Annotated in this window: 22 protein-coding genes; 10 read left to right on the forward strand and 12 right to left on the reverse strand. The window is 73.9% G+C overall.

Features of this window, described 5'->3' with window-relative positions; translation table 11 throughout:
• Window positions 1–36 precede the first annotated feature (36 nt).
• Together FXF68_RS18320 and pdxH are read right to left on the reverse strand one after the other, a co-directional pair.
• On the reverse strand, window positions 37–1,407 hold the full coding sequence (locus tag FXF68_RS18320; protein WP_246178773.1) for an MFS transporter: 1,371 nt from the start codon (window positions 1,405–1,407) through the stop codon (window positions 37–39).
• Window positions 1,404–2,138, reverse strand: coding sequence for a pyridoxamine 5'-phosphate oxidase (gene pdxH / locus FXF68_RS18325; protein ID WP_222869988.1), 735 nt, complete (start codon window positions 2,136–2,138; stop codon window positions 1,404–1,406). Before pdxH ends, FXF68_RS18320 begins: the two co-directional genes overlap by 4 nt.
• A 200-nt stretch (window positions 2,139–2,338) precedes the next feature.
• On the opposite strand from pdxH, the gene FXF68_RS18330 reads away from it, so the two are divergent.
• On the forward strand, window positions 2,339–3,451 hold the full coding sequence (locus tag FXF68_RS18330) for a citrate synthase 2 (protein WP_148760633.1): 1,113 nt from the start codon (window positions 2,339–2,341) through the stop codon (window positions 3,449–3,451).
• A 68-nt stretch (window positions 3,452–3,519) separates the two neighbouring features.
• On the opposite strand, the gene FXF68_RS18335 is transcribed toward FXF68_RS18330, so the two are convergent.
• A complete protein-coding gene (locus FXF68_RS18335; protein WP_148760635.1) occupies window positions 3,520–6,399 on the reverse strand; it encodes a type 1 periplasmic-binding domain-containing protein in 2,880 nt (959 codons plus the stop codon).
• A gap of 164 nt (window positions 6,400–6,563) precedes the next feature.
• Between FXF68_RS18335 and FXF68_RS18340 the strand changes: the two genes are divergently transcribed.
• Together FXF68_RS18340 and serC are read left to right on the forward strand one after the other, a co-directional pair.
• Window positions 6,564–6,851, forward strand: a complete 288-nt coding sequence (locus FXF68_RS18340; protein ID WP_148760637.1) for a hypothetical protein — start codon at window positions 6,564–6,566, stop codon at window positions 6,849–6,851.
• Window positions 6,852–6,861: 10 nt separating this feature from the next.
• The gene (serC, locus tag FXF68_RS18345) at window positions 6,862–7,998 is read left to right on the forward strand and encodes a phosphoserine transaminase (protein WP_148760639.1); all 1,137 of its coding nucleotides are present in this window, start codon (window positions 6,862–6,864) and stop codon (window positions 7,996–7,998) included.
• A gap of 164 nt (window positions 7,999–8,162) precedes the next feature.
• Here the strand turns inward: serC and FXF68_RS18350 are convergent, their stop codons facing one another.
• Window positions 8,163–9,134 (reverse strand): class II glutamine amidotransferase domain-containing protein, encoded by a 972-nt coding sequence (locus tag FXF68_RS18350; RefSeq protein ID WP_187437987.1) that lies wholly within the window; start codon window positions 9,132–9,134, stop codon window positions 8,163–8,165.
• Window positions 9,135–9,150: 16 nt separating this feature from the next.
• Between FXF68_RS18350 and FXF68_RS42415 the strand changes: the two genes are divergently transcribed.
• From FXF68_RS42415 to FXF68_RS18360, 3 genes are all read left to right on the forward strand, one after another.
• A complete protein-coding gene (locus FXF68_RS42415) occupies window positions 9,151–9,303 on the forward strand; it encodes a hypothetical protein (RefSeq protein WP_187437988.1) in 153 nt (50 codons plus the stop codon).
• A gap of 49 nt (window positions 9,304–9,352) precedes the next feature.
• Window positions 9,353–10,378: a hypothetical protein gene (locus FXF68_RS18355; protein ID WP_148760643.1), complete on the forward strand. Its 1,026-nt coding sequence runs from the start codon at window positions 9,353–9,355 to the stop codon at window positions 10,376–10,378.
• A gap of 125 nt (window positions 10,379–10,503) precedes the next feature.
• Window positions 10,504–12,636, forward strand: a complete 2,133-nt coding sequence (locus FXF68_RS18360; RefSeq protein ID WP_148760645.1) for a hypothetical protein — start codon at window positions 10,504–10,506, stop codon at window positions 12,634–12,636.
• Here FXF68_RS18360 and thpR read toward each other — a convergent pair.
• The 3 genes from thpR to FXF68_RS18375 form a co-directional block, all read right to left on the reverse strand.
• Complete coding sequence (gene thpR / locus FXF68_RS18365) at window positions 12,573–13,211, reverse strand: RNA 2',3'-cyclic phosphodiesterase (RefSeq protein WP_148760647.1); 639 nt, start codon at window positions 13,209–13,211, stop codon at window positions 12,573–12,575. The genes FXF68_RS18360 and thpR overlap by 64 nt on opposite strands.
• A gap of 52 nt (window positions 13,212–13,263) precedes the next feature.
• Window positions 13,264–14,991 carry an MFS transporter gene (locus tag FXF68_RS18370; protein ID WP_425458602.1) on the reverse strand — a complete coding sequence of 576 codons (1,728 nt, stop codon included), beginning with the start codon at window positions 14,989–14,991 and terminating at the stop codon, window positions 13,264–13,266.
• 122 nt (window positions 14,992–15,113) lie between these two features.
• Window positions 15,114–15,584, reverse strand: a complete 471-nt coding sequence (locus tag FXF68_RS18375; protein WP_148760649.1) for a MarR family transcriptional regulator — start codon at window positions 15,582–15,584, stop codon at window positions 15,114–15,116.
• Window positions 15,585–15,806: 222 nt separating this feature from the next.
• Between FXF68_RS18375 and FXF68_RS18380 the strand changes: the two genes are divergently transcribed.
• Entirely contained in the window at window positions 15,807–16,064 is a 258-nt protein-coding gene (locus FXF68_RS18380) for a DUF2530 domain-containing protein (RefSeq protein ID WP_148760651.1), read from the forward strand.
• 10 nt (window positions 16,065–16,074) lie between these two features.
• Here FXF68_RS18380 and FXF68_RS18385 read toward each other — a convergent pair whose 3' ends face one another.
• Both FXF68_RS18385 and FXF68_RS18390 read right to left on the reverse strand, forming a co-directional pair.
• Window positions 16,075–19,011, reverse strand: a complete 2,937-nt coding sequence (locus FXF68_RS18385; RefSeq protein ID WP_148760653.1) for a sacsin N-terminal ATP-binding-like domain-containing protein — start codon at window positions 19,009–19,011, stop codon at window positions 16,075–16,077.
• A 2-nt stretch (window positions 19,012–19,013) separates the two neighbouring features.
• Window positions 19,014–19,892 (reverse strand): DUF3027 domain-containing protein, encoded by an 879-nt coding sequence (locus FXF68_RS18390; protein ID WP_342787142.1) that lies wholly within the window; start codon window positions 19,890–19,892, stop codon window positions 19,014–19,016.
• A 208-nt stretch (window positions 19,893–20,100) separates the two neighbouring features.
• Between FXF68_RS18390 and FXF68_RS18395 the strand changes: the two genes are divergently transcribed.
• On the forward strand, window positions 20,101–21,564 hold the full coding sequence (locus FXF68_RS18395; RefSeq protein ID WP_148760657.1) for an MFS transporter: 1,464 nt from the start codon (window positions 20,101–20,103) through the stop codon (window positions 21,562–21,564).
• Window positions 21,565–21,614: 50 nt separating this feature from the next.
• Here FXF68_RS18395 and FXF68_RS44505 read toward each other — a convergent pair whose 3' ends face one another.
• On the reverse strand, window positions 21,615–22,013 hold the full coding sequence (locus tag FXF68_RS44505) for a cold-shock protein (protein WP_067894983.1): 399 nt from the start codon (window positions 22,011–22,013) through the stop codon (window positions 21,615–21,617).
• A 158-nt stretch (window positions 22,014–22,171) separates the two neighbouring features.
• A complete protein-coding gene (locus tag FXF68_RS18405; protein WP_246178776.1) occupies window positions 22,172–22,834 on the reverse strand; it encodes an HAD family hydrolase in 663 nt (220 codons plus the stop codon).
• Window positions 22,835–23,085: 251 nt separating this feature from the next.
• On the opposite strand from FXF68_RS18405, the gene FXF68_RS18410 reads away from it, so the two are divergent.
• Window positions 23,086–23,448: a hypothetical protein gene (locus tag FXF68_RS18410; protein ID WP_222869989.1), complete on the forward strand. Its 363-nt coding sequence runs from the start codon at window positions 23,086–23,088 to the stop codon at window positions 23,446–23,448.
• 13 nt (window positions 23,449–23,461) lie between these two features.
• Here FXF68_RS18410 and FXF68_RS18415 read toward each other — a convergent pair whose 3' ends face one another.
• The gene (locus tag FXF68_RS18415; RefSeq protein ID WP_246178777.1) at window positions 23,462–23,944 is read right to left on the reverse strand and encodes a GNAT family N-acetyltransferase; all 483 of its coding nucleotides are present in this window, start codon (window positions 23,942–23,944) and stop codon (window positions 23,462–23,464) included.
• A 175-nt stretch (window positions 23,945–24,119) separates the two neighbouring features.
• Here FXF68_RS18415 and FXF68_RS18420 point away from each other — a divergent pair, with 175 nt between their 5' ends.
• Window positions 24,120–24,788: a TetR/AcrR family transcriptional regulator gene (locus FXF68_RS18420; protein ID WP_187437989.1), complete on the forward strand. Its 669-nt coding sequence runs from the start codon at window positions 24,120–24,122 to the stop codon at window positions 24,786–24,788.
• Window positions 24,789–24,818 lie beyond the last annotated feature (30 nt).

A 24,818-nucleotide genomic window follows, 5' to 3' on the forward strand; every position in this document is an offset into this window, starting at 1 on the left:
TGCCGGCGCTGAGGCGGTGCCGGCGCTGAGGCGGCGTCACCCGTCCACCGGGACCGTTCCGGCGGTGCGCGTGTCGTAGCGGAGCAGCGCGGGGACGGCGAACCCGGCGACCACGACCAGCGCCGCGCAGGCGAGCCCGCCCCCGACCCAGGACGCGGTGGCCCCGGCGACGCTCGCGGTCGCCCCGGCGCGGACGTCGCCGAGCCGCGGTCCGCCCGCGACGACGACGGTGAACACGCCCTGGAGGCGTCCGCGCATCTCGTCCGGCGCGTAGGTCTGGAGCATCGACTGGCGGAAGACGGCGGACACCAGGTCGGCGGCGCCGCCCACGGCGAGGAGGGCCACGGCGAGCCAGAGCTGCCCGGCCAGCCCGGACGCCGCCACCGCGAGCCCCCAGACCACGATCGACACGATGAGCGCGATGCCCTGCTTGCGCACGCGTCCGATCCAGCCGGACGACATCCCGCCGAGGAGCGCGCCGATCGCGATCGCGGCGAACAGGTAGCCGACCGCGCCCTCGCCGCCGAACTTCGTGTCGGCGACCTCGGGGAACAGGGCGCGCGGCATCGCGATCGCCATCGCGATGATGTCCACGACGAACGACATCATCAGCACCGGCTGCGCGGACAGGTAGCGCAGGCCGTCGAACACCGACCGCAGGCCCGGCGTGCCGGCGAGCTCGCCGAGCGGCGGCATCGGGGGCAGCCGCAGCGCCGCGTACAGCACGAACGTGAACAGGACGGCGTCCAGCGCGTACGCGACGGCGTAGCTCCAGTGGGAGATGATCACACCGGCGAACAGCGGCCCGGCGAGGCCGCCGCCCTGCATGACGGTGAAGTTCAGCGTGTTCGCCGCCGGGACGAGGGGCGCGTCGACCAGCCGGGGGATCATCGCGCTGCGGGTCGGCGACGACACCGACACCCCGACCGCCTGGACCGCCACCGCGACCATGATCAGGACGAGGCTGTGCACGCCCAGCAGGGCCGGGACGAGCAGCAGGAACGTCCCGGCCCACATCACGTAGGACGAGACGAGCAGGAGCCTGCGCCGGTCCATGTGGTCGGCGACCGCGCCGCCCCACAGCCCGAACACGATCAGCGGGACGAGGTTCACGAACCCGACCACGCCCACCCAGAACGACGACCGGGTCATGTCGTACACCTGGACGGGCACGGCCACGGCGGTGACCTGGAACCCGATGAAGGACACGCCCTGCCCCAGCCAGAGCCGCCGGTACGGGCCGCTGGACAGCGGGCGGGTGTCGATCGCCAGGCCGCGCAGGATCCCGCCCCGCCCGGCTTTGGGCGGTGTGAGCGGATGTTCGGGTTCGGGTTCGGGCTCGGCGTCGTCGGGAGGGGAGAGGTTGTCAGGAGCGTGGGTGGGGGTTGGCTGCTGTTCCGGATTCACGGAGACAGTCTCTCCATCACCCACCTCCCCGTCTCCCCCAGGGTTCCGTCCAGCGCGGGCGGCTCGCCTTCGCGGCGGTACCGGATGCGGTCGTGCAGCCGGTCGCGACGGCCCTGCCAGAACTCAATCCATTCCGGGACGAGCCGGTACCCGCCCCAGAAGTCGGGCAGCGGGACGGCCTCGGCGGACTCGGCGTCCGGCGCGCCCGGGGGCCGTCCCTCGGCCGGATCGGGCCAGCGCTCGGCCAGTTCGGCGAAGCGGCGCTCCAGGACCTCCCGCCCGGGGATGACGCCGGACTGGCGCTCGCTCGCCCACGCGCCGAGCCGCGAGCCGTGCGGGCGCGTCCGGAAGTAGGCGGCCGACTCGTCCCGGGGCAGCTCGAACACCGGCCCGCCGGCCCGGACCTGCCGGTAGAGGGCGTGCCAGGGGAACACGAGCGCCGCGCGCGGGTTCTCGGCCAGCTCCACGCCCTTCTGGGACGTCAGGTTCGTGAAGAACCGGAAGCCCTGCGGCCCGTACCCCTTGAGCAGGACGGTCCGCGCGTTCGGCACGCCGTCCGCGGACGCGGTCGCGAGGATCATCGCGTTCGGCTCCGCCAGGCCGGACTCGTGCACCCCGGCGAACCAGGCGGCGAACAGCGCGAGCGGATCGGCGGGGAGCGCCGACTCGGACATTTCGCCCGCCTCGTAGGATCTGCGGAGCCGTGCGGGGTCGGGTGTCGCGGAGTTCACAGCGTCCGAGCCTCTCACCTGGCCCTTGTGCAACTGACGGGACCCCTGGGTACTGGACGGTAAAGCAGACAGGGTTCAATGGCACGGCACCGCCTTATCAAACCGAACATCCCTCGCCCCCAGCCTGCGCGGACCGGCCGCGCGGCCTCGGCGGACGGGCCGGACGAGGGATGCTCGCCGGAGACGAAAGGCAGGACGACATGTCCGACTTCAAACCTGGTCTCGAGGGGGTCGTGGCCTTCGAGACCGAGATCGCCGAACCGGACAAGGAGGGCGGGGCCCTCCGGTACCGGGGCGTGGACATCGAGGAGCTCGTCGGCCGCGTCTCCTTCGGCGACGCCTGGGGCCTCCTCGTGGACGACAGCTTCGACCCCGGCCTCGCCCCCGCCGACCCGCACGTCCTGCCGGTCACCTCCGGCGACGTCCGGGTGGACGTGCAGAGCGCGCTCCCCACCCTCGCCCCCGCCTACGGCATGCGACCGCTGCTCGACATCACCGACGAGGAGGCCCGCGCCGACCTCGCCCGCGTGTCGGTCACGGCGCTGTCCTTCGTCGCTCAGTCGGCGCGCGGCATCGGCGTGCCGATGGTCCCGCAGCACCGGATCGACGCGGCGGGCACGATCACCGAGCGGTTCATGGTCCGCTGGCGCGGTGAGCCCGACCCCAAGCACGTCAGGGCCATCGACGCCTACTGGGTCTCCGCCGCCGAGCACGGCATGAACGCCTCCACCTTCACCGCCCGGGTGATCGCCTCCACCGGCGCGGACGTCGCCGCCAGCATCTCCGGCGCGATCGGCGCGATGTCCGGGCCGCTGCACGGCGGCGCGCCCGCCCGCGTCCTCCCGATGATCGACAAGGTGGAGCGGATCGGGGACGCCCGCAAGGTCGTCACCGACATCCTCGACTCCGGCGACCGGCTGATGGGCTTCGGCCACCGCGTCTACCGCGCCGAGGACCCGCGCGCCCGGGTGCTGCGCCGCACCGCGAAGGACCTCGGCGCGCCGCGCTTCGAGGCCGCGAAGGCCCTGGAGGACGCCGCGCTCGCGGAACTGCGCGAGCGGCGCCCGGACCGTCCGATCGAGACGAACGTCGAGTTCTGGGCCGCGGTCATCCTCGACTTCGCCGAGGTCCCGACCGCGATGATGCCCGCCATGTTCACCTGTGGCCGCACCGCCGGCTGGGCGGCGCACATCCTTGAGCAGAAGCGCACCGGCCGGCTCGTCCGGCCGAGCGCCAGGTACACCGGCCCCGGGACGCGGTCGATCGACGACGTCCAGGGCGCGGCGGAGGTCCTCAAGCGTCACGCCGGCTGACACACCGGCGTCGCCCCCCGAACGCCTGAGGCCCCCGGTCCGGACCGGGGGCCTTGCTCGTTCTCCGGTCACATGTCGGACGCTTCGTCCCCGGGCGGGCAGTGGGCGGGGCCCTGGCGCCCCGCGATCAGGCGCCCGCAGACCTGTTCGACCTCGGTGGTGCCGTCCGGCCTGAGCGCCGCGAGCATGACCGGCTTGTCGAGCACCTGGTGGCCGGTCGTGCGGGAGCTGAACCGGATGACGCCGCTCGCCCCGTTCCGCAGGACGTCGTGGTCCGGGTCGTTCAGCGCGGCGAACACCGACGTCGCGGACGGGAGCGCCTTCTCCTGCCAGTAGACGCGGCTCGCCACGCTGGCGACGAGGGTCACCGCGTCGTAGGACACGGCGGCGCGGGTGATCGCGGGCTGCCTGCTCTGGTCGGCGTTCCCGTCCGTCATGGCCCGGACGGCGGGGTCGTAGTCGGAGTAGAACGTCTGCGGCGACTGGTTGCCGATCCAGCGCGCCGTCCACGCCTCGCGGGCGGCGAGCGGCGTGAAGTACAGGTCGAAGGTGTTCTTGCGGCCGAGTTCGTAGGAGTTGTCGCTGACGTATTTCGCGATCTCGTCGTCGGCCAGGACCAGCGGCCGTTCGGGGCACGACAGTTCCAGGACGTTGACGAACGAGCGGAACTCGTCGGCGCGGCCCGCGTAGTAGAACATCTCTGGTTGCTTCTGGCACGCCTCCCGCACCAGTTTGTTCAGATCTCCCGGGTTCCGGTACGGCAGCATGCGCGCCGTTCCCGGGCGGAACGCCTTCTGGAAGTCGGACGCCATGTTCCCGCTGTAGAGGTCGTCCGGGTCGCCGTTGTAGACGACCGCCGCCTCCCGCACTTTCGCGCCGCCGACGTCGCCGTTCCGCGCCCAGAACGCGGCGTGCTTCGCCGTCCGCGAGTTCGGGGACGCGAGCCGGAAATAGTACGGCGAGTAGCCCGCGTCGCCGTCGAGCAGGGCCGTCCCGTCGTAGCTGTTCGCCGTCCCGACCAGCGGCAGCGCCGACTTCGCCAGCAACTGGATCGCCTGCTGGGTCTGCCGCCTGCTCTGCTCGAAACCGATGACCGCGACGACGGTCCGGTCTTTCAGCGCCCTTTTGCGGATCTGCTCGGCGACGTGCACGGCGTAGCGGAACTTCGCGCCCGCGTTGGCGATCAGCACCCGCAACCGGAGGTCGTCGCCCTCGGCCGCGTCGTTGAACCGCTGCTGCGCGACGGCCAGCCCGATCAGCTCGCCCTGCGCCCCGGCGAGGAGGTCGATCCGCCGGTTCTCGATGGACGGGTCGGCCGTCACGGGCCCGAGGTAGACGACCGTCGCGTACGGCTTTCCGGATTCCTTGACGTGGTCGTTCTGCGACTCGATCGCGTCCAGGACCTTGTTCAGCCTGTTGTCGTTGTTCCGGCCGCCGGAGTTCTCGCCGAAACGGAACGACCCGTCCGTGATGCCGACGCATTCGCCGTTCGCCATCCGCCGCATCCCGAACGGCGAGCAGTACCGCACCACCTGGACGGAGATGACGCTGACGGACGCCGCCGCGATCGCGACCATCGCGATCCACGGCAGCGCCGGATGCGCGAGCCGCGGCCGGCGCCGCACCGGCCGGACCGGCGGCAGGTCGCCGCCCGGGTCGCGGGTGATGTCGACGCGCAGTTCCCGGCGCGAGCCGAGCGCGCCGACCCGGCGCTGCTCGCGGGTGTAGCCGTCCCACAGGACGCGCGCCGCGACGACGCCGCACGGCTCGCCGGACGACACGTCCACCCGGACGGCCTCCGCGAGCCGGTCGACGAGCCGCCGCCCGGCGGAACCGGCCGGGTCGCCGGCGGCGGGCGCGTTCGGGTCGACCCCGGCCGTGACGATCAGCGGGTCGAAGCCGGGCAGGCCCTCCGTCGCCTGCGTGTCGGCGCGGACCCGCTCGACCAGCTCCACGAACGTCACGCCCGGATGCCCGGCCGCCAGGTGCTCGAAGATCAGCACCGGGTAGCGGACCCGGGCCCACGCCGCCCGCCGGTAGTCGCGCCGGTAGTTGCGCCGAAGATCTTCCAGGAAGGCGGCGACGAGGAGCAGGTCGAGCTGCGCGCCGTGGTCGTCGGGCTCGACCGGGCGCGGGTCGAACACGCCCAGCGCGAAACCGAGGAAACCCGTCGAGTCGTGGTCGACGTAGGGCTGCTTGAGGAACCACGCGAACTGGTGCACGCCGTACCAGCCGCGCGTCCGCGCGAGGATCTGCACGGTCACGAACGCCAGCCCGACGACGGCGGCCAGCACCGCCGCCGCGAGGTCGAGGGCGGCGGCCGTCCCGGCGCTGACCAGCGCGACGACGGCGATCCCGATCGGCGCGATCTGCTCCAGGAACGCCAGGAACGTCGCCGGACGGCCGCGCCGCTCCTCCAGGTCGCGCAGCACGTCCCGGCCGCGGCGGCGGATCACCCGGTTCAGCTCGCGGCGCCGCGCGTTCTCGTTGTCGCCGACCGGCGGGTGCGTCAGCCGCCGGACGAGCAGGTGGTTCTCCCGCTCCGCCGCCGACGCGCCGCGCGGCGCCGGGCGGTCCCCGGCGAGCCGGATCTCGCGCAGGTCGCGCAGCCACAGCGCCATCTCCAGCAGGGGGAACCGCAGCGGCGGCTCGCCGCGGCCGTGGCTGCTCGGCTGCGACAGCTCGCGCTTGGCCTCCCGCAGGACGCCCGAGACGTCGGTCGCGGGCGTGTCGGCGGCGATGTGCGAGACGGGGGCGCGCTCGTCCTCGCAGCGCGACTTGAGCGTCTCCGCGAGGTGGGACGTGGCCCGCGCCGGGCCGAGCAGCAGGAGCAGGGGCCGGAGGCGCTCGCGCCACCGCCACGGCGGCCGCTCCCGCAGCCGCTCGAACAGGTCGAGCACCCCGCGTAACCGATCCTCGCTCAGGACCCGGTCGCCGTCGCCCGCCATGTCGCACGCCTCGCTTTCCCCGCCTGCCGTCGATCCTCCGGCCGCCGCCCCGAGACCCCTCCCGCTTTATCCGCATTGGAGGCGGTACGTCCTGGAAAGGGGTGAAACCTTCGGATACGGGACGATCACATCGGAAACCCGGCCACTTTGCCATCATTGGCGGCATGAGTGAAGACCCGGCGGAGTCGGAGCGCTACGAGACGGAGCGCTACGAGGCGGAGCGGGAGGCGCGCCGCCGCGAGGTCAACGCCCTGTCGGGGCGCGTCGCGATCGTCCTCGTCGCGCTGTTCCTGGCCTTCCTGACCTACGACTCCGCGCGGACCGCGCTCCGGGCCCACGCGCGCGGCGACGACTGGATCTACCCGCCCGCCGTCATCGGCGGGATCTGCGCCGCCGCGCTGGTGGCCCTGGTCACGTGGGTCGCGCACAGGGCGAAGCAGCGGGTGAAGTAGCCTTCTGTGAGTGACCGACAGCGCGAATCCAGCCATTGACATTCCCGCCGACCTCAAGCCCGCGGACGGCCGCTTCGGGTGCGGGCCGTCGAAGGTCCGCCCGGAGCAGCTCGCCGCACTCGCTGGGTCCGGCTCGACCTACATGGGGACGTCGCACCGGCAGAAGCCGGTGAAGTCCCTGGTCGGACGCATCCGCGAGGGCCTCGGCGAACTGTTCTCGCTACCCGAGGGGTACGAGGTCCTGCTCGGCAACGGCGGCACCACCGCGTTCTGGGACGCCGCCGCGTTCGGGCTCGTCCGGCAGCGGTCGCAGCACCTGACGTTCGGCGAGTTCTCCAGCAAGTTCGCCAAGGTCACCACGTCGGCCCCCTGGCTCGGAGACCCGACCGTCATCTCCAGCCCGCCCGGGACGCACCCCGAGGCGTCCGCCGAAGAGGACGTGGACGTCTACGCCCTCACCCACAACGAGACGTCCACCGGCGTCGCCCTGAACATCGCGCGCCCGGCCGGGACGATCGCCCGCGAGGGCCTCGTCCTGGTGGACGCCACGTCCGGCGCGGGCGGCCTCCCCGTGGACGTCACCGAGACCGACGTCTACTACTTCGCCCCGCAGAAGTGCTTCGCGGCGGACGGCGGGCTGTGGGTGGCGCTCGCGTCCCCGGCCGCGCTGGAGCGGATCAACGAGATCGCCATGTCCGACCGGTACATCCCGGAGTTCCTCAACCTGAAGACGGCGGTCGACAACTCCGTCAAGGACCAGACCTACAACACCCCGGCCGTGGCGACGCTCCTGCTCCTCGCCGACCAGATCGAGTGGATGAACGGCCAGGGCGGGCTCGACTGGACCACGTCCCGCACGGCCGACTCGTCCGGGCGGCTCTACACGTGGGCCGAGAAGACGTCCTACACGACGCCGTTCGTGGTCGACCCGGCGCAGCGCTCCCAGGTCGTCGGCACGATCGACTTCACCGACGAGGTGGACGCCGCCGCCGTCGCGAAGGTCCTGCGGGCCAACGGGATCGTCGACACCGAGCCGTACCGCAAGCTCGGCCGCAACCAGCTCCGCATCGGCATGTTCCCCGCGATCGCCCCCGACGACGTGGAGTCCCTGACGAACTGCATCGACTACGTGGTCGAGCGCCTCTAGCCCATCGGGGGCGACCCCCCGAACCCCCCGGCTGCGCGGCACGGGTCTCCTCGCTCTGGTCGCTGGCGCTCCCGCCGCTGCGGGGACGCGGCGCGCCGGGCATGCCCGCTGCGCTCGCAGAGCTCGCTCCGCGTGCCTGTCCCGTAACCGGTGGCCGGGTCGCCTCAGGCGACGGTCACCAGGTCGGGACGGGTCGCCGGGGTGGCGAGGCGGTGGCGGAGGGTGGTGCGGTCGCGGTGCTCGTCGGCGGCGGTGAAGCCCGTCCAGACGCGGTCGTCGAGGTCGGCGGCGCGGGCGGTGGGCACGAAGCTCTCCGTCGCGAGGACGCCGGGACGGTCGCGGCGGCCGGGGCGCGTCTCCGTGCCGATCTTCAGGTAGGTGCCCTCGCGCAGCATGACGGCGGCGGCGAACTCGACCCGCGTGTGCCGCTCGACCTCGCGGAACCAGCGCGGGTTGGACGCCCAGTAGAGGTTCTGGTCGGTGTCGACGGCGACGGTCAACGGGCTGAGCGCCGCGCGGGCCAGGTGCACCACGGTCGGACGGTCGCGCTCGACCCACGCCAGCGCGGAACGTCCGACCAGCGCGGCGAGGATGCCCGCCACGTCGGACGGCCCGGCGCAGCCCGCGAGGAGCTGGATCGGCTCGCCGCCGGTCGTTCCGGCGGCGGGCGGCAGCGCGTGGCGAGTCCGCAGGTCGGCGGCGTCGACGTCGCCGTCGTGCGTGCCCACGACCCCGGCGGAGGGCCGTCCGGGACGCGGGAGCGCGGCCGTCCCGGGGACGACCATCGGGCTCGCGTCGTCGGCCTCGACCGGCGGGCCGTGCGTCGCCCACCGGGTGTGGCCGAGCGCGACGGGCGCGCGGTCGAGCTCCGGCAGGAACTCGGGCCGCCAGATCGCGGAGAAGCGGCCCCGGCCCTTCACGACGCGGCAGCCGCCGCCCGCGTCCGGGCCGCCGAGCCCCGGCCGGTCACCGAGCCCCGGCCGGTCACCGAGCCCCGGCCAGTCACCGAGCCCCGGCCAGTCACCGAGCAGGGCCAGCCCGGCCGCGTCGGTGCCGCGCTCCTCGGCGAGCGCGCCCAGCGTGACGAAGACGTCCGACGCCCGGCCCGGGTCGTCGGCGAAGGGAGAGCGAACCACCCCGAACAATCCGCACATGCACGATGAGATGCAGATCATGGGTGGACGGTTCGCGTCGCTCGGGCGGCCGAATAAGCTCGGACCCGTGAACCGCGCGCCCCGCTGGCTGCTCCCCACCGTGCTGACCGCGCTCCTCCTGGCCGTGGTCGTCGGTGCGCTGCTCCAGTGACCATGGCGCGGGCATGATCGTCGGGGCGCGGAACGGGGATGATCGGGGCATGGCGGGCAACGGGTGGGCCCTACGCGCCGGAGCCGCGCTGACGGCCGTCGGAACGGCGTGCTGCGCCCTCGCCCCGGCCGCCGCGGCGGCGGCGGGTGACGACGACGAGGTCGCGTTCACGATCAACGATCCGCGGATCCTGGAGTCGAGCGGGCTCGCGGCCAGCACGCGGCACCCCGGCATCGTGTACACGCACAACGACTCGGGCGGCGTCCCGCGGATCTACGCGCTCGGCATGGACGGCCGGGTCCGCGCGGTGTTCACGGTGGCGGGCGCGGGCGCCCGCGACTGGGAGGGCATGGCGCTCGGCAAGGACTCCGCCGGACGTCCGGCGATCTTCGTCGCGGACATCGGCGACAACCTCGGCGGCGCCTGGCCGTACGTGACGGTGTACCGCGTCCCGGAGCCCTCGCGGATGCGGAGCCAGACGCTGCGCGCGACCGCGTTCCGGGTCAAGTACGCCGACGGCCCGCGCAACGCCGAGACCGTCATGGTCAACCCGCGCACGAACCGGCTCTACATCGCCAGCAAGCTCTTCGGCGGCAAGCTCTACGAGGCCCCGGCGCGGCTCGGCACCGGCGGCTTCAACACGATGCGCAAGATCGGCGACGCGCCGCCCATCGCGACCGACGGCGCGTTCTCCCCGGACGGCCGCACCTGCGTCGTCCGGACGTACTTCGGCGCCCGGTTCTACGAGGTCGGCCCGGACGGCAGGCCCGGCAAGACCCTCAAGACGATCGACCTGCCGATGCAGAAGCAGGGCGAGTCCGTGACGTACACGCCGGACGGCCGCTCCATCCTGGTGGGCTCCGAGGGCAAGGGCCAGCCGGTCTACCGGATCCCGCTGCCGAAGGAGGCGCGGCCGTCGTCGCCGCCGTCCGGGAAGGGGCCGAACAACGCGGGAGAGGCGGGCGGCCCGGAATCCGGGCGCAAGGACGCGACGAACACGAGGGTGGGCCTGTTCCTGGCGCTCGCGATCGCGGGCGCCGTGGGATACGGGTTGGTGCGGAGACGGGGGGCGTAGGCGGGACGCGAGTGACGCAAGCGGACGGCCCGACCTGACCGGCGCGATGGAAGTCGGTTCCGGAGGGCGATCGGATCGTGGAAGGGGGCGACGGGCCCTCGGGGGCCCGTGTGAGGATGCGGACTGTGGAGCATGAGCTGGTGGGCCTCGCGGGTCCTGGCGGCCGGTGGCGTCCGGTCGCGGCCGGGCCGTTCGCCCTCCTGGCGGTGGCGCTCGCGCTGCTGCCGATCCGGCCGGTGTGGCTGTGGGCGGCGCTGATCGGGACGGTCGCGGCGATCCCCTGGCTGCTCGGCGCGGTCCCGGAGGCGCGGCGGCGGCGTCCCCGGCCGTACTGGCGGCTGTCGGCGGCCGGGCTGGAGCAGATCGGGCCCGGCGGGCTGAACATGGTCTCCTACGAGCGGTCCAGGATCGACGCCCTGGCCATCACGACCGGCGACGGCGTCCTGACCGTGTTCCACCGCTTCGGGCGTACCGCCGTCGGCGGGTTGACCACGATGGGCCTGGAGCCGCTCGCCGTGTTCGTGACGGCGCGGCGGCTCGGCATCCCCATGCACGTCCTGGACGGCGAGGCCGGCGACCTGCTCGACCCCGCGCTGGACGAGGCGCTCGGCGTCCCCGGCCTGGACGACGACGTCCCCGGCGGCGGCACCCTCCCCCGCGACCACGCGGCGGAGCGGCGGCTGCTCGACCAGGAGGCGGCGCTCATGGCGGCGGCGCACGAGCCGGCCGTCCGGGCGGGCGGGCCGTCCGCGCGCGGCACGGGCGCCGAGCAGCGCCTCGACACCCCGGAGCCGCTGCCGAGCCGCCGCCGGGTCGTGCTCCTCGGCACGCTGACCGCGCTGCTCGGAGTCGTCATGATCGTCCGGATCGCGGTGGACGGCACGAGCGCGTTCGGCGCCCGGCTCGCCGCCGGCTGCTGGACGCTCGCCGCCATCGGCGGCGTGCTCGCCGCGCGCCGCCGGCTGCTGCGCGCCGCCCGGGTGCACTGGAGGATCACCGCCGAGCGGCTGCTGGTGCGGGCGCGTCCCGGCCGCCGCCGCGAGGCGCAGGACCTGCGCGCGGGCGACGTCGCCGCCGTCGTCGTCGGCCCCGGGCTGCGGCTCGACCCGGTGAGCGGCGAGCCGCGCCGCGCCGACCTCGCCGCGCTGGCGTTCGGGCACCGGCTCGAACTCCTCGCCCGGCTGCCCGCGCACGGTCTGGACGGCTTCCAGCTCGCGCACGCCCTCGACGACCACGGCTACCGGGTGATCACGCCGGGGGCGCGGGCGCCGCGCCGCCCGCAGTACGGCCTTGAGGGGCTGCCCGAGGTGTTCTCGCAGGTCCCGGGCGGGCGGCTGGTCGTCGCCGACGGCGGCCTCGGCTGGGCGGACGCGGCGGGCGACGTCGTGCTGAAGATGCCGGAGGACCGCATCGGCGGCATCGAGCTGCTGACGATCGGCGGGCACGCCTGGGTCCGGCTGTACGACACCGACGGCGACGAGTTCTTCGCCGCGCCGCTGTCCGCGCTCCGCATCTCCCGGACCGACCTGCGCGACGCGGCCCGCCGCGCGGGGCTGCCGGTGAACGACGCCGAGTACGACGCCTACCTGAGCGCCGCGTTCCACTCCGCCGTATCGACCCTGGCCGTCCCGGAGGAGGAGCCGGCCGAGCCCGCGCCCGCGGCGCTGCCCGCGCAGAGCGCCGCGCGCGACGGCGGGTCGAGCGGGGCGCCGCAGGCGGAGCTGGTGGACGAGCACGACGTGACGTTCACCGTGCCCGCGCCGCCCGACCCGGTCACCGCGCCGGGCGCGCTCCTCGACGCGACCCGCCGCTCCCGCGTCGGGACGTACGGGATGAGCGTCCTGCTGTGCGAGGCGGTGGCGCTGCTGGGCGCGGTGTGGCTCGGCCCCGAACTCGGCGGGTTCGACCGGACGGCGTCGTGGTCGGTGCCCGCCGGGCTGGTCATCGGGCTCGTCGGGTACTGGCTGTACGACCGGAACCGTCCGCAGCTCCGGGTGTCGTCGGCGGGGCTCGCCGTCGTCACGCGGCGCGGCCGGGTCGAGTGGAACCTCGGCCGCGAGCGGGTCGGCGGCGTCGGGCTCGACGAGGCGGCCGAGCGGATGCCGCGGCTCGTGGTGTGGAGCCCGTCCGGGCGGGTGCTACGCCAGGTCGCGTTCCCGCCCGACCTGGACGCGCTGCGCCGCGCGTGCGAGCGCTACGGCCTGCCGTGGGGGCCGCCGGACGCCGACCGTCCCGCGCCGCCGCCGCCCGAGCTCTGACCGCCGGTGCTCTGCCGCAGCGACCACGTCTTCAGCGGTTCGTAGGCGAGCTGGTCGTAGTCCTTGCCGGGCAGGTGGCTGCGGATGAGCTGGACCGACTCGGCCGTCCACGGGGCGCCCGCGAACGCCGACAGCGACTCGATGAGCGGGCGCACGTCCACCGGCCTTCTGGACCGCGCCAACGTGAGGTGCGGGCGGAAGCCCCGGTGCTTGTCGGGCATCGTGCCGACCCGGCGTCCGGCCGCGGTCGTCGACGCCGCGAGCCGCGCGACCCGGCGGCGGTCGCCGAACAGGCCCGTCCACAGGACGCGGGCGTGCGCGCCGCTGCCGGGGAACGCGCCCGCGCCCGCGAGCGACAGCGCCATCCGCTCGTGCCGCCCGACGGCCCGCTCCAGCCGGGGCAGCAGCCGGTCGAGGGTGCGGTCGTCGACCTCGCCGAGGAACGTCAGCGTGACGTGCATCAGCTCACGCCTGACCCATTTCAGCTCCGGCACCGACTCGCGGTGCGGGCGGACGGCCTCCTCGAGCTCGTCCAGGATGTCCGGCGGCGGAACGAGCGCCACGAAAAGCCTCATGGGAGCGTCCGGAGGGCCACCTGGTCAGCATTTCAGCAGATGGCACCCGTTGTCACGCGGAACCGGCCTCCCGCGAGGCGGAACCGGCGGACGGCGGCCCCGGCCGCCGCCGGACCCGCGCGAGCGCCGGGCCGACCGACCCGCGCGGCAGCGCCATCACGCCGACCGCGATCGCGGCGAGGGCGGAGATCAGCCCGCCGAGGACGAGGCCCGACCGGGCGCCGAACTCCTCGGCCATCCAGCCGATCGCGGGCGCGCCGATCGGGTTCGACCCGAGGAACACGAGCATGTAGAGCGCCATGACGCGGCCCCGCATCTCCGGCGCCACGCCGAGCTGCATGGTCGCGTTCGCCGCCGTCATGATCGACATCATCGCGATCCCGGTCGGGACGAGCAGGGCGACGAACGTCCAGTAGGTCGGCATCAGGCCGGTCACGACCTCCAGCACGCTGAACAGCAGGCCCATCGCGACCAGCATCCGCAGCCGCGGCCTCGCCACCCGGCGCGCCGCGAGCAGCGCGCCGCTCAGCGCGCCGAGCGCCAGCATGCTGGACGCGACGCCGAACGCCGCCGAGTCGGTGTGGAAGGTCTCCTTGGCGACGAGCGCGACGGTCGTGGCGAAGTTCATGCCGAACATGGCGAGGAACCCGATGAGGATCAGCACCAGCATCAGGTCGCGCCGCCCGCGGACGTAGCTGAGCCCCTCGCGGAGCTGCCCCTTGGCGCGCTTGACCGGGGGCGCGGAGCGCAGCTCCTCCGGCCGCATCGCGTACAGGCCGAACAGGACGGCCCCGAACGACGCGGCGTTCACCAGGAACACCGGGCCCGTCCCGATCACCGCGATCAGCACGCCCGCGACGGCGGGGCCGAGCAGCCTGGCGCCGTTGAAGGTCGCGCTGTTCAGGGCGATCGCGTTCGGCAGGTCGCGCTTGCCGACCATCTCGACCACGAACGACTGGCGGGCCGGGTTGTCGACGACGGTCGCGAGGCCGAGCCCGAACGCGAGCACGTACACGTGCCACACCTGCGCGGTGCCGGTCACCGCGAGCAGGCCGAGGATGAGCGCGAGCACGCCCATCGCCACCTGCGTCAGCACGAGGATGCGGCGCTTCGGGTACCGGTCGGCGATCACGCCGCCCCACAGGCCGAACAGCAGCATCGGCAGGAACTGCAGGCCGGTGGTGATGCCGAGCGCGGTGCCGCTGCCGTGCGCGAGTTCGAGGACGAGCCAGTCCTGCGCGACGCGCTGCATCCACGTCCCGGTGTTCGAGACGACCTGCCCGGCCGCGTACAGCCGGTAGTTGCGGACGCGCAGGGAGCGGAACATGCCGCCGCTCTTCGGCTCCTCGACGGCGTCGCCGCCCTGCGGCTCGGAAGCGGGGGCCGGGGCCTCCGGCTCCGGGGCGTTCGGCTCCAGGGCTTCCGGCTCCAGGGCTTCCGGCTCCAGACCGTTCGGCGCCTCCGGAGTCTCCGGGTCCACAGTGTTCGGCGGCTCGGGGGTTTCCAGCTCGGGAGTTTTCAGCTCAGGAGTTTTCAGCACGGGGGTTTCCAGCTCGGGGGTCTCCGGCGGCTTCGGCGCTTGGAGCGATCCAAGCCGTTCGACGGACGCCTTCGCGCGGACGGGTTCGTCCGCGTGCGAGGGCGGCCCGCAGCCCTTCGCGGCGTGCCGTCCCGGCGGATGCGCCGCCGGACGGTGCCGCACCCGCGCCCCGGAGCCGAGCGAGGACGCGAGCGGGAGGGAGGTGGGGAGCGCCGCGGACCCGCCGGCGCGCGCCGGCATCCGCCCGCGGGATCCGCGCGGCGCGGCCCCCTCGGGCTCGTCGAGGCTTTCGTTAGCAGAAGTCATTAACCCTGCTAACAATAATCAGGGCGCGGTCATTCCGGCAAGCGCGCCCCTTCCGGTCAGGAGCGGCTGAGCTTGTCGATGATCGGCGCGGCGCGGCGCAGGATCCGCCGCTCCTCCTCCGTCAGCTCGGTGAGCCGCCTGGCCAGCCACGCCTCCTTGCGCCGCCGCTCGTCCGCCAGCAGGGCGGCGCCCGCCTCGGTCGCGTTCAGCACGACCTGGCGCCCGTCCGTCGGGTGCGGGCTGCGCGCGACGAGCCCCCGCTCCTCCAGGAACGCGATGACCCGCGTCATCGACGGCGGCTGCACCTTCTCGTGGTCGGCGAGCTCGCGCGGCGTCATCGACCCGTGCCGTTCGATCGCGGCGAGCGCGGCGAACTGCGTGAGCGACAGCGGGCTGCGCGCGGCGTCGCCGCTCGCCGGCCCGCGCAGCGTGCGCAGCCGGCGGGACAGCCGCGCGATCGAGATGCGCAGCTCCTCGGCCAGTCCCGGCTGGGAGGTCGCGCGGTCCCGGGTCGGTGGCGTTGTCATGGTCATCGGTCTCCTGTGCCGCCGTCGTGGACGCCGGAGGACACCGACGCCCGCCCGCCAGGGCGGTCTCGGGAGGGCAGAGGTCGCGACGCCCTCCCCTTACAAGCATGTCCGCAACCGGGCCGGGTTGCGACAGCGGGCCGCCCGCTTTCCCAGGTCGCGCGCGCCGCGCGCCGCCGCGGCCGGGCCGCGCGGCCCGGCCGCACCGCGTAGCCTGATCGCATGACCCGACCGCGCCGTCCCGACCCGCCCCCGATGCGGACCAACGACGTCCGCATCGCGGCCGCGGGGACCGCCGCCTGGACGGTGGCGTTCGTCGTCCTGCTCATCGTCGGCCTGCCGTCCGAGGATCGCTGGTGGCTGTGGGTGTGCGTCACGGGTGCCGCGAGCGGCGCGTTCGGTGTCTGGTACGTCCCGCGGCTCCAGTCCCGCCGGGCGGGCCAGGAGGCGGCGCGAGCGGCGAGGCGGGAGTCCGGCTGAGGCTCCCCGGCTAAGGCTCCAGCTCCGCTTCGGCCAGCAGGAACGGCAGCCTCCGCGGGTCACGCAGGACCGCTTCAATCGTATGCCGCTCGGACCACTTTCCGGTGGACCACGCCAGGGCTCGGGCGAGCCCGGCCGCGTCGCCCGCGTGGATCTCGCCGTCCCTCGTCCACCACGGGACGTCCTGGCCGTCCACGATGAGGCGTTCGTGTGCCAGGTAGTGGGCGGGCACGTCGGGCAGGACGGCGCGCACCACGTCCGGTACGGGACGCTTCTCGCCCTCGCTCTGCACGTTCCCAGGAATCTCGTCACCGGCCAAGGGGAGGTCGAGGAGTTCGGCGAGGTGGACGTCCCGGCCTTGGGCGGCGATGACGAGCGGCTGCCCTTGGAGGAGCGGCAGGACGTCCGGACCGTCGAGGACGAGGGCGTCGTCGGCGTCCACGACCTCGACCTCGCCGTCCACTACCGCGCGTACGTGGGCGGGTGGCTCGACATCCGGGTCGGCGGTGTCGGCCAGGGCCGTCCAGAGGCCGACCAGTTGGGAGCGGGTCACGGATCGTGCGGGGTCACCGAGCCGGTCGAGCAGCTCTTGGGCCCCGCCGGGTTCGTCCAGCAGATCCGCCAGCGACGTGCGGACGCCCAGGGCGAGCAGCAACCGTTCGTCGAATCCGTCTGGGGCTAGGTCGTAGAGGCCGGACAGGGTGTCGTCGCCGGGCAGCCTGAACTCGCCCGGCCTGCGTCCGTCCAGTACCGGACGGCGGCTCAGCCACCACGCCGTGTACGACGGGACGGAGACGCGCCGCCCGTTGTGCAGGGTCACATGGGCGGGATCGACGATCGCGGCCCGCCACGGCGCCCCGGCGAGGACGCACAGCGCGGCGGACCAGTCGTCCACGAGCTCCAGGTCGCGGACGGCCGAGAACTCGGGGACGAGCGGCGGCAGCTCCTGCGGGCCCACGCGCCGCAGCGCTTCGTCCGCCCAGAGGTCTTCGTCGTCCAGGTCGAGGGTCTCGGCCTCGTCGGCGAGCGCGGTGAGGTTCACGTCCTCGGCCTTGGCGAGGGCGAACCCGTCCAGGACGCCGACCGCCACGAGCGTCTCCGCGCCCCACCGCTCAAGCAGATCGGGCCCGACCACGCCGAACGGCGCGTCATCGGCCATGAGCTCCCGCAACGGGCTGTGCGGCAGGAGAAGTTCACCGGCGGGATACAGATCTCCGTCGTCGCCGGGCAGGGCCAGCTCCGCCAGCCAAGGCTCCTCCCCTGGCTCGATCAGCGCGGACGCGACCAGACCCAAGACGGCCTCGGCGACGGCGTCGGGATCGTCCGCGTCGAACGACTCCTCGACGGCCGCGCGCACGGCGGCGTCGGCGAGGACGGCGCGCGGCCCCGCCTCGACCGCGCCCAGCCGGGTCAGCAGCGGATGCACCGCCTCGGGGTGGACGAACCGCAGCCCGAGCGCGTCCAGGCCCGCCGGATCGACCCCGTCGGCGATCAGCAGCCCGCGCGGGCCGCGGACGGTCCGCCCCTCCGCACCCGCGAGGGGCACCGGGAGAGCGCCCAGAGCGTCTGTCGCGGCCCCGGCGAGCGCCTCGTACACCCGGTGCCACCACGCGGGTTCGCGGTCCACAGCGGCCAGCTCGTCGACGACGTCGGCCAGTTCGACGCGGCGCACCCCGAGCGCGGCGAGCGCGGGGCTCCGCGCGGGCCACTCCGGCGGCAGCAGCCCGCCCACCACTCCGTCGCGCAGGACCTCCACGAAGGCGGGCGGCGCGTCCACGGCGAGCGCGTCGCGCCCGCGCGTGCGGTCGGGCAGCAGCGGCGCCTCGGGAAGCCGTTCGAGGACGCCGCGCCGGACGCGGGCGTCCAGCTCCCCCGCCCCGACCGGCCCCGGCACGAGCCGGAGCACCTGCGGCGAAGCGGGAAGCCCGGTCAACAGCCGCACATAGGTCTCGGCCGCCCGCTCGATGAGGAAGTCCGTCAGCGGACCGGGCGCGACATGGCGCCGGTCGGGCGCGAGCGGGAACGACGCGAGAAGCAGCGCGGGCAGATCCAGGCGTTCGTCGCTGGGCGTGGGGGCGTGCACGACACCGGGCATGCCCTCGGGGAGGCCGTCCTCGGGCAGCGCCCACCGGACCTGCCAGAACGGCCGTGCCCGTTCCTCCACCGGACGGCCTTCCAAGAGCGCGACCGGAGTCTCGCCGTGTTCCTCGGCGGTCCGCCACACGGCTCCGTCGATGACCACTTCACCCGAGGCGCGATGCTCGGCCGTCAGCTCGCGCACGTCCCCGTCGACGTCGATCTCGACGGACTCCAGGGCGGGCAAGGCGAGCATCAGCGCCGCGTCGACCTGGCCTAGCTGCTCCCGGACGGCCTCGACCGCGTCCGCGCGCAACGGGAGACGCACCACCGTGTGGAACCCGCCGGGGATCTCCGGCGGGCCGTCCATGGCGAACGGCAGCCGGAGCAGCGGCACGTGCCCGCTCCTCCGCTCCAACTCCCCCGAAAGGGCGGGTTCGGCGTCCACCAACTCCTGGGCCCGTCGACGCGACCAGAACACGCCGCCCGTCCCGGACGCGATGGCGGGCTCGTCCGAAACCGCCACGACGGCGGCGAAGCCCACGCCGAAGCGTCCGACCGCACCGGCGTCGTCGCGTTTCGCGGAGGCGCGCAGGGTCGACAGCGCCTCCACACCGGCGGCATCCAGCGACGAGCCCGTGTTCGCCGCCGTCAGCACGGAATCCCGCAGCGTCAGGCGCAGACGGCCCGGAACACCGGCACGCGCCGCCGCGTCGGCGGCGTTCTGCGCCAGTTCGACCACCACGCGGTCGCGGTAGCCGCCGAGGGCGTGGTCCTCCTCGGCGTTGGCGTCCTCGCGGAACCGGGCGGGCGACTCGCTCCACGCGCGCAGCACCCGGGTGCGCAGCGCCCGAGTCCCGAACGCGTCCATGCTCAACTGTGGCCGAGGGCCTCGTCGTCCAGCGGCGCGGCGTCGTCCACGGCGGCGTCCGCGGCCGCCTCGTCGGCCGGGCTCGCCGGGACGACCTCGTACCCCAGCTCGTCGATCACCGGCGGGCTGTGCTCGGACACCGCCGGGATCGACACGGCCTCCGAATGCGCCCCGCACCCGTGGTCGGCGGACACGACCCGCCCGTCGTCGGGCGCGTACTCGTTCGCGCACACCCCGAAGAGCTGCCGCAGCTCGCCCGCCAGCGCCACGTAGAACCCGCAGGTCGAGCACTGCGCCGGGGCGGACGCGGCGATCGGGGCGCGCGGCCCGCCGACGCCGTCGTACCAGCGCTCGGCCGCCTCGTCCCGGCCCTCCCTGGACAGCACCCGGACGCGGCCGAGCCCGAGTTCCCAGTCGGCCTGCCGGTCGCCCGAGTCGTCGACCTCGGTGTAGCCGGGCGCGAGCCGGACGTCGTCCGGCGCGGTCGGCAGCAGGTCGCCGGGCCCGAGGTCGCCGGGGCGCAGCCGCTCAAGCCACGGCACCCACGGCGGCGCGAGCAGCGCGTCGTCGCCGGGCAGCAGCACGCACTCGCTGACCGTGACGTTCTTGGCGCGGGACGCCCGCGTCACCGTGACGGCCCACCGCCAGCCCTCGTACGCCTGGTCGAGGCACTCGAAGTAGTGCGTGACCACGCGATCGCCCTCGGCGCGCAGGCCGAGATGCTCGCCGACCTGGCCGGGACTCGCCGTGTCCGCCGCGGCCTCGCGGGCGATGTCGACGGCCTCGGCGCAGGCGGTGTCGACGGCGGGCGTGCGGGTCCGCCGGGCGGGCCCTGAGGTGGTGCGCGCGGACGCGGACCGCGCGGGGCTGGTCTGACGCAATGGGCTCACATGTCGATTCTCGCCCATGGAACGACGTGTCCGGGCACCCCGCCCGTCCCTAACGTGAAAACCCCCACCGCCGGAACGGAGGTGAGCCCGCATCGCCGTGGGGAACGTAGTCTCAGTTGGGTCGCCGTACCGGCCGAATCGCTTCGGGGGCGCGCACCTCGGCGAACGGCCCGAACGACCGCAGGGAGAGTTAGGGCGCATGGGTGACCGGACACGGCTCGGGCGGGCCGTGCACGCCGCCGCCGGACGATCGGCGCTGCCGCTGCGCGGCGCCCGCTCCGCCGTGCTCGGGACCGGGCGGCTGACCCGCCGGGTCACGCACGCGAACGGCGCCGGGCGCAGCGGCCTCGGCAGCCTCATCGAGGCGTCGGCGTTCAACGCGGCGGGTGACGCGCTCGTCACCGTCGCGCTCGCGGGCACGCTGTTCTTCGGACTGGACGTCAACCAGGCGCGCGGCCAGATCGCGCTCTACCTCGTCGTGACGATGGCGCCGTTCGCGCTGGTCGCGCCGCTGATCGGCCCGGCGCTCGACCGGGCCCGGCACGTCCGCCGGTACGCCATCGCCAGCTCGTTCGTGATCCGCGCGCTGCTCTGCTGGGCGATGGCGAGCGCGCTCCCGCACGGCGACCAGGTCACGTTCCTGCCCGCCGCGTTCGGGGTGCTCGTCCTGTCCAAGGCGTTCGGGGTGCTGCGCGCGGCCGTCACGCCGCGCGTCCTGCCCGACCAGATCACGCTCGTCACGGCGAACGCGCGGGCCTCGTTCGCGGGGCTGATCGCCGCGTCGATCACCGCGCCGGTCGGCGCGGGCCTCGCGCTGCTGATCGGCGCCGACTGGGTGCTGCGCATCGGCACGATCGTGTTCCTGCTCGGCGTCGTGTTCACGATGCGGCTGCCTCAGCACGTCGACGTCCCGGAGGCGGAGTGCCGGCCGGCCGAGGGCGCCGCGCCGGGCGCCAAGCACTGGCGGACGTTCCCCCGCGTCGGCCCCGTCGTCGCCGAGGCGATGCAGGCGAACGCCGTGCTCCGCGCGTTCTCCGGCTTCCTGATCATCTACCTGGCGTTCCTGCTGCGCCAGGAGCGGTTCGACCCGGTGTCCCACAAGGTGGCGCTCGGGCTGCTCGCGGCGTCCGCCGGAGCGGGCGGCCTGATCGGCACGGCGCTCGGCGCGTGGATGAAGGCGCGGGCGCCCCGGTTCATCGTGTCGGCGACGCTCGCGGCCGTCACGGCCGTCGCCGCGGCGAGCGCCGCGTTCTTCGGGCTGTGGGCGGCGCTCGCGGTGGCGACGGCGGCGGGCCTCGGCCAGGTACTCGGCAAGCTGTCCATGGACGCGGTCGTCCAGCGCGAGATCGGCGAGGAGATGCGCTCCTCCACGTTCGCGGTCTCGGAGACCCTGCACCAGCTCGCCTGGGTGGTCGGCGGGCTGCTCGGCCTCGGCATGTCGATCGTCGCGGACGGCCGGCTCGCCCTCGCGATCGTCTCCGCCGCGCTCGCCGCCTCGTTCGCCCGGCTGCTCACCCGGCAGGCCGGGACGCGCCGCCGCGGCGGCGGCCGGAAGGTTCGGGAAGACGGCAAGGACGGCAAGGAAAGCAGGGAAGGCCGAGAGAGCAGGGACAGCCGCCCGCATCCCGCGATCACCGACGCGCACCCGGAGATGCGCACCTGACCGCCGACGCCACGGCCGACCCCTCCGGGCCGACCGCCAGAGGCCGACCGCTAGGGCGCGGCCAGGTCGTCGGCGACGGCGCGCAGCACGGTCGCGATCTTCTTGGCCTCGGCCGGGGCGGGGTGCTTGCCGCGCCGGTAGGTGTTGGAGATCCCGTCCAGCAGCTTGATCAGGTCCTCGGTGATGACGACCATCTCGTCCGGCTTCTTGCGCCGCTGCTTCGCGATGGTCTTCTCGACCGAGGGGAGCGTCTCCAGGACCCGGACCTGGAGCGCCTGCTGGCCCCTGCGCCCCTCGACCACGCCGAACTCGATGCGCTGGCCCGGCCGGAGCGTCGTGACCCCGCCCGGCAGCGCCGAGGAGTGCACGAAGACCTCACCGCCGTCGTCGCGGGTGAGGAAGCCGAACCCCTTATCGGAGTCGTACCACTTGACCTTGCCAGTCGGCACCGGAGACCTCGTTCGGTAATCGTCCTGAATCGACCTCAAGATTAGTGCCTCGCCAAGGGCCGGTGTACACACCGGGTTCCCTTACCGGAGGCCCGTGGGCCGCCCGTCCGACGCTATCCCGGCGGTGCTTCGGCGGCACCCGAATATCGCGCCGCAGCTCATGCCCGAGGGGCCGCCGCCGGGGACGCGGAGAACCCGCCGAGCCATTCGGGGAACGCCAGCAGATCGGGCAGGACGACGTCCGCTCCGTACGCGGTCAGCGCCGCCGAATCGAACGCTCCGGTCGCGACTCCCACCGCGACGGCGGACGCCGCGCGGGCCGCGTCGACGTCGCCCGTGTGGTCGCCGATGTAGGCGGCGGCGCCGTGCTCGCGCAGGGCGGCGCCCTTGTCCGCGCCGAACAGGCCGCCGACCACCGCGTCGGCCTCGAACCCCAGGTAGCGGACGGTCCGCTCGGTGTCGGCCTGGTTCTTGCCGGAGACGACGATGACGCGCCCGCCGCGGGCGCGCACCGCGTCCACGGCCGCCGCCGCGCCGGGCATCGGCAGCGTCGCCGGGATGGCGAGGCCCGGGTAGATCTCCCGGTACAGGTCCACCATCGCGGGCACCCGCTCCGGCGGGAACCAGTAGGCGAGCTCCACCTCCAGCGGAGGCCCGAGCCGCCGCACCACGACGTCGGTGTCGATGTGGACGCCGGTCTCCGCCGCGATGGCCGCGTACACGGCGCTGATCCCGGCGCGCGTGTCCGCCAGGGTCAGATCGAGGTCGAATCCGAGTGCGAACGCGCCGTCGGACGATTCCAGGGGGTCGAGATCGAGCACGTCCACCAGGTTAAGGGGCTGGACACACGCGAAAACCCGCGCTCTCCTGGTAGTGGCGATGCGACGGGATCCGAGTAGGAGAGCGCGGGAACTTTCGCGCGGGAACCGTTCTGTTGTGTCCGGAACCGCTGTCGCCCGGTCCACCGGGAACGGCCGCCCGTGCTGCCGATATACCCGGGCCCCCGAGCACAAACCAGATGACCAGGGAAAACACGGGACTCGAACAAACCACCCCCGGGAAAAGGAACGCGATGACCCGCGTCGACTCGACCAAGGGACGGGACGGCCCGCGGCCGCGCCGTTCGCTGCCCGCCGGGGCGGCCGCCGCCCGCCGCCGGACCGTGGGCGTCCTCGCCACCGCGGTGGCCGCCGCCACCACGCTCGTGGTGGCGGTCCTCGCCGTGCACATCGTCTTCGTCGCGTTCGAGGCGAACACGGCGAACGACATCGTCCGGTGGTTCGGCGCTCGGGCGCACGAGCTGTGCTGGCAGTTCAAGGACGTCTTCCAGCCGTCCAACGCCAAGCTGGACGTCGCCGTCAACTACGGCCTGGCCGCCCTCGTCTACCTGGTGGGCGGCCGGATCCTGGTCGGCCTGATCCGCCGCCTGGCCTGACGCCGCGCGGGCCTCAGCCCCGGCCCGGGAAGCGGACGGTGTCGAACGGCCACGCCGTCGTGAGCCACTCCCGGACGAAGACCTCCAGCTCCTTCTCCAGGGCGGAGTTCTCCTCGTCGGCGCGGACCCAGAACACGACGACCGCGTCGACGTCGGGGTCGTCGCACGGGGCGACGTGGATGCGGCCGAGCTGGCGCTCCCCGTCCGGCGTGATCACGACATAGCTGAACGAGCGGCGGAGCTGCCCCTGCTTCTGCAGCCAGGCGACGTCGATCAGCGCCTGCTCGAACGTGAACTCGCTGTCCGGCCAGCCCCACTCGGGGCCGAACCGGCCGGCGAGGCGGTCGAGGCTGCCGATCACGGCGCCGTAGTCCTTCACCACGTCGTGCACGGTGATCGGACGGATCTGGAACCGGGGACCGGCCACCAGCGTGGGGACCACGAAGTCCTCGGGGAGGAAGGCCCCGTCGGCCGCCTTCCGCGGAGACATGAACATCGTCGACCCTTCCGGCCTTCCGGTGGCGCCCCTCCCTGCGACGGGGCGACGTGACGAAGCCTAGTCGCCCCGGCCCCGGAGCGAGACAGATCACGGATTCGGGCGTGCCGCGCGGGACGGGGTGAGCCCCCCTGGTCGAAGATGCCTTACTGTTCTTGCGGAGGAATTCATCACCATGACGACATCTACGCGCGAGCGGATCGTGGTCGAGTCGCTCCGGCTCTTCGCCGACCGGGGCTACGCCGCGACCTCGGTCGCCGAGATCGAGGCGGCCGCCGGTCTCTCGCCGGGCGCGGGGGGCCTGTACCGGCACTTCCGGTCCAAGGAGGAGGTCCTCGCCTCCGCCATCCGCGAGCACATCGAGCGGACGAGCAAGCAGATCAGCGACGTCCTCGACAAGGCGACCGTCTTCGAGGACCGCCCGCTCGAGATCCGGCTGCGGATGACCTGCCAGGCCGGGCTCGCGAAGATGCGCGAGGAGCAGGACCTCATCCGCGTGCTGTTCCGCGACCTCGACCAGTTCCCGAACCTGGTCGCGGAGATGCGCGAAGGCATCGTCAACCCCCTCTACGACGGCATCGCGACCTGGCTGTCGACGCAGCCCGAGTTCGCGGGCGTCGACGAGGACTGGCCGGCGATCGCGGCGATCCTCGGCGGCGCGGTGGTGAACTACTGGCTGGCGAACGAGTCGATGTACGAGCCGCCCAGCCACATCGACGAGAAGCGGTTCGTGGAGGGCTGGGCCCGGCTCGGCATGGGCCTGCTCCGCACCCCCGTGGAAAGAACTCCCGTGGAGGGAACTCCCGTGGAAGGGACGCCCGTGGAGGGGGCGCCCGCCACCTGACCCGGCGGTTCCGCCGGGCGCGCTCATCCG

Origin of the sequence: Actinomadura decatromicini (assembly GCF_008121305.1) — a bacterium.
Classification (GTDB): Bacteria; Actinomycetota; Actinomycetes; order Streptosporangiales; family Streptosporangiaceae; genus Spirillospora; species Spirillospora syzygii.